The organism is Bacillus ndiopicus (assembly GCF_000612805.1).
GTDB lineage: Bacteria > Bacillota > Bacilli > Bacillales_A > Planococcaceae > Metasolibacillus > Metasolibacillus ndiopicus.
In genome coordinates, this window is the sequence record NZ_HG964405.1 from 220,417 (window position 1) to 234,447 (window position 14,031).

Annotated in this window: 15 protein-coding genes; 9 read left to right on the forward strand and 6 right to left on the reverse strand. The window is 37.7% G+C overall.

The features are described 5' to 3' along the window. The first annotated feature begins 1 nt into the window (after position 1). Positions 2 to 574 carry a hypothetical protein gene (locus tag TY13_RS09360; protein ID WP_042474760.1) on the forward strand — a complete coding sequence of 191 codons (573 nt, stop codon included), beginning with the start codon at positions 2 to 4 and terminating at the stop codon, positions 572 to 574. 250 nt (positions 575 to 824) lie between these two features. Here TY13_RS09360 and TY13_RS09370 read toward each other — a convergent pair whose 3' ends face one another. Further along, a complete protein-coding gene (locus tag TY13_RS09370) occupies positions 825 to 2,165 on the reverse strand; it encodes a trypsin-like peptidase domain-containing protein (RefSeq protein ID WP_042474765.1) in 1,341 nt (446 codons plus the stop codon). A gap of 505 nt (positions 2,166 to 2,670) precedes the next feature. On the opposite strand from TY13_RS09370, the gene infC reads away from it, so the two are divergent. From infC to TY13_RS09390, 4 genes are all read left to right on the forward strand, one after another. Beyond that, positions 2,671 to 3,192: a translation initiation factor IF-3 gene (gene infC, locus TY13_RS09375; RefSeq protein WP_195891691.1), complete on the forward strand. Its 522-nt coding sequence runs from the start codon at positions 2,671 to 2,673 to the stop codon at positions 3,190 to 3,192. Between the two features lie 32 nt (positions 3,193 to 3,224). Next, positions 3,225 to 3,425, forward strand: coding sequence for a 50S ribosomal protein L35 (rpmI, locus tag TY13_RS09380; RefSeq protein WP_042474774.1), 201 nt, complete (start codon positions 3,225 to 3,227; stop codon positions 3,423 to 3,425). A gap of 64 nt (positions 3,426 to 3,489) precedes the next feature. After that, positions 3,490 to 3,849: a 50S ribosomal protein L20 gene (gene rplT, locus TY13_RS09385; RefSeq protein WP_042474776.1), complete on the forward strand. Its 360-nt coding sequence runs from the start codon at positions 3,490 to 3,492 to the stop codon at positions 3,847 to 3,849. A gap of 70 nt (positions 3,850 to 3,919) precedes the next feature. Further along, positions 3,920 to 4,183 (forward strand): DUF1294 domain-containing protein, encoded by a 264-nt coding sequence (locus TY13_RS09390; RefSeq protein ID WP_042474780.1) that lies wholly within the window; start codon positions 3,920 to 3,922, stop codon positions 4,181 to 4,183. Between the two features lie 140 nt (positions 4,184 to 4,323). Here the strand turns inward: TY13_RS09390 and TY13_RS09395 are convergent, their stop codons facing one another. The 5 genes from TY13_RS09395 to pxpB all read right to left on the reverse strand — a co-directional run bounded on the left by TY13_RS09395 (position 4,324) and on the right by pxpB (position 9,762). Next, on the reverse strand, positions 4,324 to 4,716 hold the full coding sequence (locus tag TY13_RS09395; protein WP_042474783.1) for a hypothetical protein: 393 nt from the start codon (positions 4,714 to 4,716) through the stop codon (positions 4,324 to 4,326). A gap of 293 nt (positions 4,717 to 5,009) precedes the next feature. After that, complete coding sequence (locus TY13_RS09400; protein ID WP_042474786.1) at positions 5,010 to 6,224, reverse strand: amidohydrolase; 1,215 nt, start codon at positions 6,222 to 6,224, stop codon at positions 5,010 to 5,012. Between the two features lie 111 nt (positions 6,225 to 6,335). Then, the gene (locus TY13_RS09405) at positions 6,336 to 7,889 is read right to left on the reverse strand and encodes a glutathione ABC transporter substrate-binding protein (RefSeq protein WP_042474790.1); all 1,554 of its coding nucleotides are present in this window, start codon (positions 7,887 to 7,889) and stop codon (positions 6,336 to 6,338) included. Between the two features lie 224 nt (positions 7,890 to 8,113). Next, a complete protein-coding gene (locus TY13_RS09410; RefSeq protein ID WP_042474792.1) occupies positions 8,114 to 9,052 on the reverse strand; it encodes a 5-oxoprolinase subunit C family protein in 939 nt (312 codons plus the stop codon). Beyond that, a complete protein-coding gene (gene pxpB / locus TY13_RS09415) occupies positions 9,049 to 9,762 on the reverse strand; it encodes a 5-oxoprolinase subunit PxpB (RefSeq protein WP_042474794.1) in 714 nt (237 codons plus the stop codon). Before pxpB ends, TY13_RS09410 begins: the two co-directional genes overlap by 4 nt. Positions 9,763 to 9,942: 180 nt before the next feature. On the opposite strand from pxpB, the gene TY13_RS09420 reads away from it, so the two are divergent. From TY13_RS09420 to argF, 4 genes are all read left to right on the forward strand, one after another. Then, positions 9,943 to 10,710 carry a LamB/YcsF family protein gene (locus tag TY13_RS09420; protein ID WP_042474797.1) on the forward strand — a complete coding sequence of 256 codons (768 nt, stop codon included), beginning with the start codon at positions 9,943 to 9,945 and terminating at the stop codon, positions 10,708 to 10,710. A gap of 78 nt (positions 10,711 to 10,788) precedes the next feature. Further along, positions 10,789 to 11,877 (forward strand): M42 family metallopeptidase, encoded by a 1,089-nt coding sequence (locus TY13_RS09425; protein ID WP_042474799.1) that lies wholly within the window; start codon positions 10,789 to 10,791, stop codon positions 11,875 to 11,877. 72 nt (positions 11,878 to 11,949) lie between these two features. After that, a complete protein-coding gene (locus TY13_RS09430; RefSeq protein WP_052344285.1) occupies positions 11,950 to 12,687 on the forward strand; it encodes a DUF3784 domain-containing protein in 738 nt (245 codons plus the stop codon). Between the two features lie 290 nt (positions 12,688 to 12,977). Beyond that, positions 12,978 to 13,943, forward strand: a complete 966-nt coding sequence (gene argF, locus TY13_RS09435; protein ID WP_042474802.1) for an ornithine carbamoyltransferase — start codon at positions 12,978 to 12,980, stop codon at positions 13,941 to 13,943. Positions 13,944 to 14,031: the final 88 nt, after the last annotated feature.

A 14,031-nucleotide genomic window follows, 5' to 3' on the forward strand; every position in this document is an offset into this window, starting at 1 on the left:
CGTGGGAAGATCATTCGCAAATTTGCATATTAAATCGAACAATCTTGAGAAAATTGTTGAAGCATTAAGAGAGCTAAGCAATGAGCAGGCTCAAGTATTAGGTGTGCCAAATGATGAGACTCATGGGATTAAAGTAATCGTGTACGTAAGTAAAAGCAACGAGAACTGGATTAGCGTGCTCCACGATTATTTTGTGTGGGGTACGGTCAAAAAGATTGGCAAAACGTTGTCTCGGCTTATCAGGGAGCCGGTGATGACTGCTGGATATATGAATGAGGAAATATTTGAGTTGTCGTTTTTCGAGAATGGAGACATTCAAGCAGAAAGAATCTTTTGTGAGCAGTGGACAAGGGATGAATATGAACATCTCAAAGAAGAGCGTCTTAATGATGACTATTTGCGGAAAGCATTGGATATTCATAATGAGGATTTTGACAACATCATTAGTATTACAAGCCCAGAACAAGCCGTAGATAAACTGTCAGAACTCACAAAAATGTCATTATGGAGTGATTCGGAGTGGATACCGTATGAAGAAACTCTCAGTAAACGATTTAAGAAATATGAATTTTGAAATATAGACGCTTTACTGAAAAAGCTCATATTGCTGTTATAGCAATAGACGAAAATAACTATAGGTATTTATGTGATTTAGGAGATCAATGGATTCAGCCTATATGTGTAGACAAAAACAGCCCATTGTTTGCTTTTGGAGAAATTACGTTCCAGATAAAATCTTCTACGCGAATGCACTTAACTGGTACGGTAAAGGATAAAGGAAGGTCGCTTCTGAAAATGATTTTTCAGATACGACCTTACTCGTTTTATTCAATAAAATTCTCGGCAAATTGATAAATGATATGTGCAGGTACAGCTAAATTAAGGTTCTGTCCATCATCAAAGCCTGCTGTAATTAGGCCGACTAATCGTCCATGCATATCTAATAAAGCACCGCCAGAGCTGCCATTTGAAATAGCTGCCGTAAATTGAATCATCGACATTTGTCGAATATCTCGAAAGCCTGACACAATGCCATCTGAAACAGAATTAAATAATCCTAATGGGCTGCCAATCGCCACAATTTTCTGCCCTCGCACTAATTGACCATCTTTTTTAACAGGCAATGCTTTGCTTGCTCTATTTACCTTCAATATCGCCAAATCATAGATATTGTGATATTTCACAAACTGGTCCGTTGTATATTCGATTGTATCATTTTCATAAAGCACAGTATAATACGCTCCGCCACTCACAACATGCAAGTTCGTTAGTATATAGCCATCATGATGTAGCACAACACCTGAACCAAAGCAGACAACTTCATTGTCAGGCCCAAATGTTTTAATCATAACAACAGATATGGCCAAAGAAGCTAATTGTTCATAGCTACATTCTTCCGTAGAAGTAATCTTAGCACTTTGAGCTGGAGGAATGGGTGGTTGCGGCGGTTGTACACTATGCATTGGAATTGTTAGCTCTTTTTGATAGAAGTCTCGACATTTATGCAAAGTGGATGACGCTGCTATAACAGAAGGAATATTTGCCCCGTCTTCTCTAGGATTCATATAGCAAATATCACAACCTAGTGTTGATAAAAAATATAAGAATAATAACTCGTGCTGTGCAATGTCCCCAATAAAAACAATTTTCGGTGATTTTTGATTTTCTGCTGAGAAAATCCGGGGTAAATAATAATCCATCCAGTATAAAAATTTTATCGCAAAATTTTTTAATAAAGTTGCGTTGGAATGAGGCTGACTGTCTTTATAAATTTGGATTATTTGTTTGAAGCTTAGCTTTTTCGTCCATTCAAGACTAGCATTGTTTAGTTTGCTACCTAAAGGGGCTTTGTCAAGTGAAGGGAGGTGTTCCAACGTAGCTTGCACATTTTCCCAAAGCTCCATAAGCCGATCTACTTCCGCTTTATTCGTAATTTTCTCAAGTTTATGTAATCGTAAATAAGGAATGCGTTGCTGTGCAAAATACGCATCCATTTTTAAAATATCTTGTTGATAAAGATCAATGGAATCGACTATACCAATATATCGTAAAAAAACAACTTCCTTTGTAAGAGAGTTATTGTTGTCATTAATTTGCATAAAGTCCTGCATAGGATTTTGCAGATTTTTATATTTAATTTTTAAGGGTCTCGTTGTTACAAACATATTCATCCAACTCCTATAAGTGTTTCATAATATAATACAATTCTTCGATATTCTTTTAAATCCTTTATTTAGTTTAAGGAAAAAGCCATTTGAATAGCAATTTTAAATGCGGCTTGCTAGACTGTAGAATATCAATCGGGTGTACATAGTGGTTTTTGACGCTTCACTTTCGATGCACTATCTATTAATGTAGGGGAAAATAAACAATATTTTCTGTTGACATAGAAAAATACCCATGCTATTATAAGTAAGGTTAATAAATACAAGTTTGTGGTTGAAGTAGAGGCTGCCCGCTTCTCACCTGAAGTTCGACGCTTTTAGTAGTTGACAGGTTTGACACGTTGAATTGTTTTACGTATATTTACGTATGCACATATAGCGGGCGGACATCTTCTACAATGTCCGTCCTTTTTTTATGGATAAACGTAAAAGATGTACCGTTCAACCGGGTAAGAGTACTTGCTCAAACCATGTATTTGTTCGCGACACTACTTGGAGGTGGATTATTATTAGCAAAGACATGTATGTAAACGAAGGCATTCGCGCGCGTGAACTTCGTCTAATCGACCATAATGGTGACCAACTTGGTGTGAAAACACGCAATGAGGCGCTTGAAATTGCCGCTCGTGTAAACTTGGATCTTGTCCTTGTGGCTCCTCAAGCCAAGCCGCCAGTCGCACGTATCATGGACTATGGTAAATTTAAGTTCGAACAGCAAAAGAAAGATCGCGAAATTCGTAAAAATCAAAAGGTCATCAATATGAAAGAGGTTCGTCTGAGCCCAACGATTGATGAGCATGATTACCAAACGAAGCTACGTGCAGCTATGAAATTCCTTGAAAAAGGTGATAAAGTAAAAGCAAGTATTCGCTTTAAAGGTCGTGCGATTACACATAAAGAAATTGGTCAACGTGTGTTAGATCGCTTTGCTGAAGCTTGTGCCGAAATCGCAACGGTTGAACAAAAACCGAAGATGGATGGTCGTAGCATGTTTTTAGTTCTTCAACCAAAGAATGAAAAACAATAACATTTAGTATTTAGTTTAGGAGGAAATTCGACATGCCAAAAATGAAAACTCACCGTGGCGCTGCTAAGCGTTTCAAAAAAACGGGTACTGGAAAATTAAAATTTGACCGTGCTTATGGTAGCCACTTATTTGCTAACAAATCAACTAAGCAAAAACGCCACCTACGTAAAGCGAAAGTTGCTTCTTCAGGCGATTTCAAACGTATCCGTTCATTATTAACTTACATGAAATAATCATTGAACAATCAGGTTCACACTAAAACAATCTATTCGAAAGAATTAGCAGGAGGTAATTACTATGCCACGCGTAAAAGGCGGAACAGTAACACGCGCACGTCGCAAAAAAGTATTAAAATTAGCTAAAGGTTACTTTGGTTCAAAACACACTCTATATAAAGTAGCTAACCAAGCAGTAATGAAATCAGGTCAATATGCATACCGTGACCGTCGTCAAAAGAAACGTGATTTCCGTAAATTATGGATCACTCGTATCAACGCAGCTGCACGCATCAACGGTCTTTCTTACAGCCGTTTAATGCACGGTTTAAAATTAGCAGGTATCGAAGTTAACCGTAAAATGTTAGCTGACTTAGCTGTTAACGATGCAACAGCATTTGCTCAATTAGCAGAAGCTGCTAAAAATGCACAAGCTAAATAAGAAATGATAAAATAAAGGCTGGTGGGGTACTCCATCAGTCTTTTTGTCTATATTTAAGGTGGTTGTTAAAATGGAAATTGCTGTGTTAGCTTATGTAGCAGTAATGTCACTTATCCTTTGTATATTAATGTATAGTGATAAATCAAGGGCAGTTAACAAGAAGTGGCGTATTGCTGAAAAAACATTATTTATTGTTGCTATTTTCGGAGGGGCAATAGGCGGTGTATTAGGCATGTATTTATTTCGTCATAAAACACGCCATAATTTATTTGCATTTGGCTTTCCGTTGCTTGCTGCTGTCCAAACATACTTACTTGTCACATTGCTAAAGTAACAAAGAAAAAGGGCAGTCCAATAAGTATTCCTTTTTCGGACTGCCTTAGCTTCTACATTAAAATATTTGCTAAAAGCTTTATACCTGACGCTCCGCTTCCTGCAATTACTCGTCACAAGAGCGTGTCTTAAAATGGATTTTTAGACATGTCCTTCTTCTTTCATCAAATTTTCAATTGGGTTTTTCCAGCTAATTTTAGCGTTTGGGTAGCTCATTTTAATTTCTTTTTCTAAATATAAAAAGTCGCTTTTCGTAAGCCCTTGTAGTTTCATCGTATCGTGTACAAATACAAAAATAGATATAACTTCAAATGCATCCTCTGTTGTGCCTAAATATTTTTCTCCTTCAAAGAGTGCTCCCTTATATGAAATAAAGAAGTTTTTTCGCACATTTTTCACATCATCATAAAAATAATATTGCCCGTTTTCATAAGCTTCATCTAGCTTGCGCTTTGGATCAATAAGATATCGAACTCCTTTGTAAAATATATAAATAATAATAACCAAAATCAGCACTCGAAGTAGAAGAGCCATGAAGAGTTCCCCCTTGTTTAGTCCATATTTCCTCGTATACGTATGAAGTATAGAAAAGGTTTCATTTTAAAAAAATTTTTTTATTTTATTTGAATCACACTTCAATTCAATAAAATTGCAAATAAGTATAAAACGGGCTTGTCCGGAAAGAGGCAGTCCAAAAAGTATTTCTTTTTCGGACTGCCTTAGCTTCTATATTAAATAGTTGTTAAAAATCTTAGCTTCTACGATTACTCGTCGCAAGGATGTGTCTCAAAATGTCTTTTCAGATACGTCCTTTCTGACAAACCCTATCAATTAAAAAACTTTCCTTTATTCATCATAATGCGCTTTTTTGGAGGGCGTGCAATCGCTTCGGCGCTACAGCTTGATCGTAAAAAGACAAAGCTTGCCTCATCACCAACTTTTGGCCATTGCATTGTACCTTCGTGATCTAATGGTGTAATCCCATTTGTAATATAGCTTAAGCTTTGACGAAGTTCACGCTCTGTAATTTTGCGTGTCACCTCAGCAAATGAACAAGCCTTTTGCAAAATATCGCCAACTTCATTAGGGCTCCAAGAATCATAGAAGCCATCACAGCCAAAATGAATATTCACTCCATGCTTTGCTAATAAATCAATAGGAGGTATCGTGTATTTGCCTAAATCATACGGAATTGTCGACATAATGGCTACGTTATGCTCATTTAAGCGCTTAGCTATCGAAATTTGCTCAAGTGTAGTCAAATCACCTAAAGAAAAGGCGTGGCTAAAATCAGTTTTTCCTTGAAAATCGTTTGCCTCTACTAAATCAAGCCATTTATCGATTGTATAATAGCCTAAATGTCCAGTATCATGTAGATGGATATCAACATCCACATTGAACTCCTGCGCAATCTCCAGTGTTGTTTGTAGCGATTTTTCGATATTGCGATCAATGCCACCTGGATCTAGACCACCAAGCATTGTTGCACCATTTTGGAGTGCCTCACGCAATAAATTGGGTACATTATCGCGCAATAGACCATGCTGAGGGAAGGCGATAATATCTGCTGTTACATAATCCTTATACTTATCAAGTGCTGCTAAAACACCTTCTAAATTTTTTAAACCGATATAAGGGTCAATATTAACGTGTGTGCGAATATGGTTAGCGCCATGTTCTAAAATTTTCTCAATCATTGCACTTGCCCGTTGTTCACAGCTTTCTACTAAAATGGAAAGCTCTAATGATTCGAAATGCAGGCGCTCCTCAAGACTGTTTACGATACGACAAGCTTTCCACGGTAAAGATAGATAAGTTTTATCTAGGTGGTTATGCATTTCTTTAAAAGCAGGTAATGCTAGCTGTCCTTGCATATCTTGGGCGTTGTTAGGGGAGAACATTTCATTGGAGGCTTGCAATTGTGCGATATGCCCATGTTCATCAATTTCAATATGGAACAAATCCGTTATTGTTTGGACGCTTCCATCTTCGTGTAAATGTTCACCTGTTTCTAAGCGAACATTTAGTAGCCACTTACTCATCGTAAGCTCCTTTCAATTCAACATTTTCTCGGTAAGTTTATATTCAAATTCAACAAATCAGTAGGGGAAAGACGCTGGACGTCAGAAACCCCTACTGATTGAAAATTTACTTTATTTTGTAATTTCTACATCTGAAATTTTAGCATAGTTTGAAGCGTCTAACCAAAAGTTTTTCACATTGTTATTATAGATAGCTAGGTGCTCATAACTACGAATTGGAATGTACACAGCTTCATCTAATTCGATTTGCATTGCTTTTTCATAAAGTCCTGCACGCTTCGTTAAATCTCCTTCACCACGAGCCTCTTCAATAATTTTATCTACTTCAGTGTTAGAGTAGTAGAAGAAGTTACCAGCTGGGCCATGTGATGCAGTGTGGAATAGATTGTATTGGTTGTAGTCACCATCACCAGTCGCGTTCCCCCAGCCACTAATAAACATTTCATGCTTTTTCTGTGTTAGCTCATCAATAAATGTACCCCATTCTACTACTTGAATTTCTAGATTTATGCCGATACCTTTAAGCTGTGATTGAATTACCTCAGCCATATTCACACGCTCTTTGCGATCGTCAGTTAATAAACGAATTGTCGTTCCTTCAGCAAATCCAGCTTCTTGTAATAATGATTTTGCTTTCTGTATATCGTAGTCATAAGCTTTTACATTTTTTGAGTAGCCAACAACCATAGGGCTCATTGCAGAGTTTGCTAATGTACCAACATTTTCAAAAACACCGCTAATAATCGCTTCACGGTCAATTGCTTGACTAATTGCTTGACGAACTTTTTCATCTTTCATTACTTCAACATTAAAGCCAACGAAATCAACCGCTAAACCTTCTGTACGGAATAATGACATTGTTGAAGAGTTTTCTATACGAGCCAATTCAGTTACAGGAACTTGGTCTGAAATATGCGCCTCTCCATTTTCAACCATTGCTAACCGCGTTGAAGCTTCTGGAACAATTTTGAATGTCACTGTTTTGTATGCAGGCTTTTTACCCCAGTAGTTGTCATTTGCTTTTAAGACGATAGATTGTCCAGATGTCCAAGATTCAAAAACGAATGGACCTGTACCAACTGGATGTGTTTTTAAGCCATCAGGATTTTCTTGAAGTGCTTTTGGGCTTAAAATGCTACTTTCTTGGCTCGCTAAAATAGCTAGTAAACCAGCATAAGGCTGATTTAATTTCATTGTGATTTTATATTCATCATCAACAGTCACTGATTGAATCATGCCTAATTTATCGCGTTGCGGTGAAGCTGTAGCAGGATCTAATAAGCGATCGAATGTAGCCTTGACAGCTTCTGCATTAAAAGCAGCACCATCATGGAATGTAATACCTTCATTTAACTCAAATGTCCATGTAGTATCATCTACTTGCTCCCAAGATTTTGCAAGAAGCGGAGTGAAATTACGATTCTTATCAAATGTTAATAGTGTTTCATAAACTTTACCATGTGCAACGTTAGCAGAAGAAACATCTACTGTGAAGTGTGGATCTAAGCTGGTTGCATCTGATTGACGTAAAATAATTAATTCATCTGCCGACGAAGAAGATTCTCCGTCACCTGATTTTGTTTCAGAAGATTTGTTTGCTGTTGAACAAGCTTGTAAAATAGCTACAATCAATAGTAGTTGAAATATCCCTTTTATTTTCCTCATTTGTTTCAACCTTTCTCTCTATAAAGTTTTTTGGTTAAATCTAAATGCCATTATAGCGAAAAAATCTTACCTATATTTTTAAAAATCTGACCTCTTCTTTAAATATTCTGATAACTTGGAATATTCTTATTTTGAAAAGTGGATTGAAACTTCGATTAGTGAGAGCTTTCTTAAGCTCTCACTAATTGTTAGTTTCTCGAAAGGGGGAAGTGGATGATTGAAATTTAATGTAGGGTAAATTTTAATAAAGCTAACTGCTGTTGTTGTTTTATGTAGATTTCTTGAGCTTGTTCTAATGAAATAACAGTAAAGCGAATAGTTGCCATTGGTTGAAGCTGAGCAAGCTTTGGTAAATCGGCCTGAATGACTTGAGCGATTTTAGGATAGCCACCTGTTGTTTGTCTATCGGCCATTAAAATGATGGGCTGTCCACTAGGTGGTACTTGAATTGTACCAAATGTTACAGCCTCAGATATTAAGTCTTTTTGCAAAGAATGTGTTAAACAAATATCGCTTTGTAGTCGATAACCCATACGATCAGCATCTTTCGATAATTGGAATGGTGTCAATAAAAATAATTGTTTGCTTTCCTCCGTGAATGAAGCCCATTCTGTACCGACTGTTACACGAATCATCACATCATTTGAAAATGATATAAAATCTTCAGAGTGAATAAAATAATTGCTCTTTACTATGTTACTAGATGTAATTGGAAGAACATCACCTTTTTGTAAAGCTCGTCCATTAAAGCCACCTAATTTTGCACGCAAATATGTACTGCGACTTTCTAAAACTAAAGGTACTTGAATACCGTGCTTTACCGCGATATAGCCTCTAGCACCCACTTGAGCAGTTGCGCATTTTAAGATGCTGCCCGCCTTAATAGGAACGGGACGCCACATAGGGCAAGGTTGTCCATTTAAAATTGGTGAGAAGTTAGCGCCTGTGATAGCGATTACTGTATCTACATCAAAGCGTAGTGTAGGCCCAACAACCGTTATTTCAATTGCTGCTCCATTTTCTTGCTGTAATAGTAGCTGTCCGATGCGATAGGATAACATATCCATTGCACCGCTAACAATAATACCGTACTGTTGGCTAGCATAACGCCCATTATCTTGAACCGTTGAAAAAAGACCAGGCTTGATAACTGTTATCGTCATTTGAAATCCCTCCATTGTTGTTCGGAAATCGCTTTAAAGCGTACACGGTCTCCAGCTTGTAAATAAGTTGGTGGGTATTTGTCAGGTAAAAAAAGTGCCTGAGGAGTACGTCCGATAATTTGCCAGCCTCCAGGTGTTTCAAAAGGATAGACACCTGTTTGTTGCCCACCGATACCGACAGAGCCTGTTGGAATAGCTAATCTAGGTACTTCTTTACGCGGTGTTGCGATTGTCTCGTCTAGCCCTCCTAAAAAAGCGAATCCAGGAGCAAAGCCGAGCATATAAACAATATATTCCTGCGCTGTATGACGTTCAATGATTTCCTCTTCAGATAATTGGTGGTATTCGGCAACAAACGGTAAATCTGGACCAAATTGTCCTCCGTAAATAACAGGGATTTCAATAAGTCTACTAGTTTGCACATAAAATTGCTCATTTTTCTGGAGCAATTTTTGCAAGTATGTAACAATACATTCATAAATAGATAATGAATGTTTACGTAATGGGCTATTTGACACTTTTACGATATCATAATAAATACAGATTGATGTATAGCTAGGAACCGCTTCTATCATTCCTTGAAATGGCTGCTGCTCTATTATTTTGTGAAATTGCTGGATTTCTTGATGTGTTGTAATGGAAATGCTATCTCCAAAAACAACAAGTAGTGCACAATCATTTAATGGTTTAAACGTAATATGCTTGAACATTTTAAGCCTCCGCTATGCAAGTTTGTAAATTTATCCCTCATTAACGGACAGTGGTTTTTGCTGCGACAAGTAACCGCAGGAGTACAGACGCCCATTGTCCGTAAAAGCTCGATTAAAGTTCCACTTTATTATACATAGTTTTAATGCACAACTGCTAAAATAAAAATAGGAGGTTTCTAAATGAAATACACAGTGGATATAAATTGCGACTTAGGTGAAAGCTTCGGTAACTATAAATTAGGAGAAACAGAGGAAATACTGCAATACATTACGTCAGTAAATATTGCATGTGGCTTCCATGCGGGTGATCCGACAGTGATGCGTGAAACGGTAAAATTAGCGCTAAAGCATGATGTAAAAATCGGTGCACATCCAGGCTTGCCAGATTTAGTAGGCTTTGGGCGTCGCGAAATGGCCATCTCGCCTCAGGAAGCATACGATATGGTTGTTTATCAAATTGGCGCACTACAAGCATTTTTAACAACAATGAATGCAGAGATGCAACACGTGAAGCCGCATGGTGCCTTATATAATATGGCCGCGACAAACCCTACATTGGCTGAGGCAGTTGCGCAGGCTGTCTATGATGTATCACCACAACTTATATTATTTGGCCTAGCTTCAAGTGCATTAACGGAAGCAGGGGAGAAAATTGGGTTGCAAACAGCGCATGAAGTATTTGCAGATCGAACATATCAGGCGGATGGCTCGCTCACATCACGCAGACAGCCCAACGCTCTCATTACTAATGTAGAGCAAGCAGTGCAGCAAATGGTACAAATGGTTAAGAAGGGAACAGTGATCTCACAGCAAGGAACAGAGGTTGCGCTGCGTGCGGATACAATTTGCCTTCATGGTGATGGGGAGCATGCTGTTCAATTTGCTCGATTTGCAAAACAAAAATTAGCAGAGGAGCGTATTGCCATAAAGCACCTCAATAAAATCTGAAAATAGAAAATAGTTTTCTTTTCTCGCAAGCGGTTTCAAGCTATAATGTAATAGTAAAATATTTAGGAGGTCGAAATAATGACAAAGTTAGATACAACTTTGCAAATGTTGAAAGACTTAACGGATGCAAATGGTATTCCAGGAAATGAACGTGCACCACGTGAGGTGATGAAAAAATACATAGCACCTTTTGCTGATGAAATGGAAACAGATAATTTAGGTAGCTTAATCGCTAAAAAAGTTGGCGATGCAAATGGTCCGAAAATTATGGTTTCAGGACATTTAGATGAAATCGGCTTAATGGTAACAAAAATTGATGATAAAGGCTTTATTAGCTTCCAAACAGTTGGCGGTTGGTGGGGGCAAGTAATGCTTGCACAGCGCATGACAATTACTACTCGCAGTGGCGAAGAAATTATCGGTGTTATTGGCTCAAAGCCGCCGCATATTTTACCAGCTGAAGTGCGTAACAAACCAGTTGATATTAAAGATATGTTTATCGATGTTGGTGCGACTTCAAAAGAGCAAGCGATGGAATGGGGTATTCGTCCTGGGGATATGATTACACCATATTTCGAATTCCATGTAATGAAAAACGACAAGCATTTATTAGCAAAAGCGTGGGATAACCGTATCGGCTGTGCAATTGCAATTGACGTTTTACGCGCATTAAAAGATGAAAAGCACCCAAATATCGTATATGGTGTAGGTAGCGTACAAGAGGAAATTGGTTTACGCGGTGCTAAAACGGCAACCCATCAAATTCAACCAGATATCGGTTTTGCAGTGGATGTAGGTATTGCAGGGGATACACCAGGTGTAACACAAAAAGAATCCACTTCTAAAATGGGTGCAGGCCCACAAATCGTTATTTATGACGCATCAATGGTGGCACATAGCGGTTTGCGTGACTTTGTGATTGATGTAGCAGAAGAAAACAATATTCCACACCAATTTGAAACAATCCCAGGTGGCGGTACAGATGCAGGTGCTATCCATATTACTGCAAATGGTGTTCCATCATTAGCAATCGGTGTAGCAACGCGCTATATTCATTCGCATGCGGGGATTTTACATCGCGATGATTATGAAAATGCAGTGAAGTTAATCGTTGAAGTAATTAAAAAATTAGACCGCAACAAAGTAAATGAGATTATTTTTGAATAAGTAATAGAATTTCAAGGTAGAAATATTCATTTTCGAATATTTCTACCTTTTTTAAAAAGAAAGGAGTAGAAAATGATTTGGATAACTATCGCTGCGATTTTAGTATTTTTAGGCTTTGCGACACATAAATTAAAATGGTATTTTCTAATTTCAGGCTACAATACGATGTCCAAGGAACAGAAGGGACATGTTGATACAGAAGGGCTTAGTCGCTTCATAGCAAGGTATATGTATGTATTAGCGGTGTTATTTCTATTGCTTGCAGTGGCTGATTGGCTCAGTTATGAACAGCTTATCACACCACTAATTATTATTATGATCGTATCATCGGTTGTTGCCATTATAAAATCACAAAAATACAATCACAATATCGTGGATGAAAACGGCAAGATGAAAAAAGGAGCAGGCAAACAAATGAAAAAACATGCAATTATTTTAGCTGTGACACTTGTTGGCGTAGCTATTATTATGTATTTTTCATTACAACAAACGTCTGTTAGTGCTACAGAGCAACAACTTGAGATTAAAGGAATGTATGGTGATGAATATGGGTGGGAAAATATACAGCAGCTTGAATTAATCGAAGAGCTTCCAAAAATTTCAATGCGCACAAATGGTTCAGCAATAGGAGGAAAGTTAAAAGGTCATTTTAAACTTGAAAGTGGAGAAAAGGTAAAGCTATTCGTTGATAAAAATGTGCCGCCATTTATTTGCTTTATTGCTAATGACCAAATTGTTATATTTAATTTATCTTCTAGTGAAGAAACAAAAGCAATCTTTGAAACGATGCAACGCTATGCAGAGAAATAAATATAGCAGGCTGAGGAAAATCAGCCTAAAAATTTAAAAAGCGCAAGAAATCCATTGTAAAAAAATTGGTTTCTTGCGTTTTTTGATTTTGCGGGCGAAACTGGCTTTGAATCGGGCGAATCTAACCGTTTAACGGGCGAAAAGCTACTTTAGACTCATTCGACTAGCACAAGCTCAAAAAAATCTTAGTGTAATTGATTTTTTTAAAAAAATCATAAAAATACGCTTGATTTTATATTTATGCATATGTATAATGAAAACAACATAAAATTGCAAAGGTGTGTATAAATATGAAGTTATTAGAGCAGGTTCAGTTAAAGCCGATTGAAAGTTTGAAGGGGAAAGATTTACTTACATTGCTTGATTATACGAGTGAGGAAGTACAGTCGCTTATTCAATTAGCGACACAGTTGAAAATGATGACAAAGCAAGGGAAATGTCCTCGCTTACTAGAAGGTAAAACGTTAGGAATGATTTTTGAAAAAAGCTCTACTCGTACACGCGTATCATTTGAAGTAGGTATGCAGCAACTTGGGGGCTACGGTATGTATATGAATGCACGCGATATGCAAATTGGCCGAGGTGAGCCAATTTCAGATACAGGTCGTGTATTATCAGGCTATTTAGATGGCATTATGATTCGTGCCAACTCGCATGCAATGGTAGAAGAGTTAGCACAGTATTCAACAATTCCGGTAATCAATGGCTTGACAGATTTAGATCATCCTTGCCAAGCATTAGCGGATTTGGAGACAATCGCTGAAAATAAGGGCGAATTAAAGGGCTTAAAAATTGCCTACGTAGGAGATGGTAATAACGTTGCTCACGCACTTGTTATTGCAGCAGCTCACGTAGGTATGCATGTAGCAGTAGCTACACCAGTTGGTTATGAATGTGATGCGACAATTATAGAGCAAGCGCAACAAATTGCCATAGCAAACGGCGGCTCTGTATTTGCTACACACGACCCAGTGGAAGCAGTGCAAAATGCAGATGCTATTTATGCGGATGTTTGGACTTCAATGGGGCAGGAGGAAGAAACGGCGCAACGCTTAAAAGATTTCAAAGGCTATCAAATTAATGATGCCCTTGTTGCACATGCCAAGCCAGACTATATGTTTTTACATTGCTTACCAGCGCATCGCGAGGAAGAGGTTGCAACATCAGTAATAGATGGCCCGAATTCTTATATTTTTGAGCAGGCTGAAAATCGCCTTCATGCACAAAAAGCAGTACTTATTTCATTATTAGCTTAAGAAATTGTTGCAGAGGCAACTATTTTTTATAGAAAAGTATTTGTAAGCAGGTAGAGCAACCAAATGCTTTCGTAGTTTCCTTTAATGA

What these genes read in the sequence shown, in the direction of transcription:
- pxpB (WP_042474794.1), bottom strand. Translation starts at nt 9,762, where the DNA reads ATGTTCAAGCATATTACGTTTAAACCATTAAATGATTGTGCACTACTT.
- TY13_RS09410 (WP_042474792.1), bottom strand. Translation starts at nt 9,052, where the DNA reads ATGACGATAACAGTTATCAAGCCTGGTCTTTTTTCAACGGTTCAAGAT.
- TY13_RS09430 (WP_052344285.1), top strand. Translation starts at nt 11,950, where the DNA reads ATGATTTGGATAACTATCGCTGCGATTTTAGTATTTTTAGGCTTTGCG.
- rplT (WP_042474776.1), top strand. Translation starts at nt 3,490, where the DNA reads ATGCCACGCGTAAAAGGCGGAACAGTAACACGCGCACGTCGCAAAAAA.
- argF (WP_042474802.1), top strand. Translation starts at nt 12,978, where the DNA reads ATGAAGTTATTAGAGCAGGTTCAGTTAAAGCCGATTGAAAGTTTGAAG.
- TY13_RS09390 (WP_042474780.1), top strand. Translation starts at nt 3,920, where the DNA reads ATGGAAATTGCTGTGTTAGCTTATGTAGCAGTAATGTCACTTATCCTT.
- TY13_RS09405 (WP_042474790.1), bottom strand. Translation starts at nt 7,889, where the DNA reads ATGAGGAAAATAAAAGGGATATTTCAACTACTATTGATTGTAGCTATT.
- rpmI (WP_042474774.1), top strand. Translation starts at nt 3,225, where the DNA reads ATGCCAAAAATGAAAACTCACCGTGGCGCTGCTAAGCGTTTCAAAAAA.
- TY13_RS09425 (WP_042474799.1), top strand. Translation starts at nt 10,789, where the DNA reads ATGACAAAGTTAGATACAACTTTGCAAATGTTGAAAGACTTAACGGAT.
- TY13_RS09420 (WP_042474797.1), top strand. Translation starts at nt 9,943, where the DNA reads ATGAAATACACAGTGGATATAAATTGCGACTTAGGTGAAAGCTTCGGT.
- TY13_RS09400 (WP_042474786.1), bottom strand. Translation starts at nt 6,224, where the DNA reads ATGAGTAAGTGGCTACTAAATGTTCGCTTAGAAACAGGTGAACATTTA.
- TY13_RS09370 (WP_042474765.1), bottom strand. Translation starts at nt 2,165, where the DNA reads ATGTTTGTAACAACGAGACCCTTAAAAATTAAATATAAAAATCTGCAA.
- TY13_RS09395 (WP_042474783.1), bottom strand. Translation starts at nt 4,716, where the DNA reads ATGGCTCTTCTACTTCGAGTGCTGATTTTGGTTATTATTATTTATATA.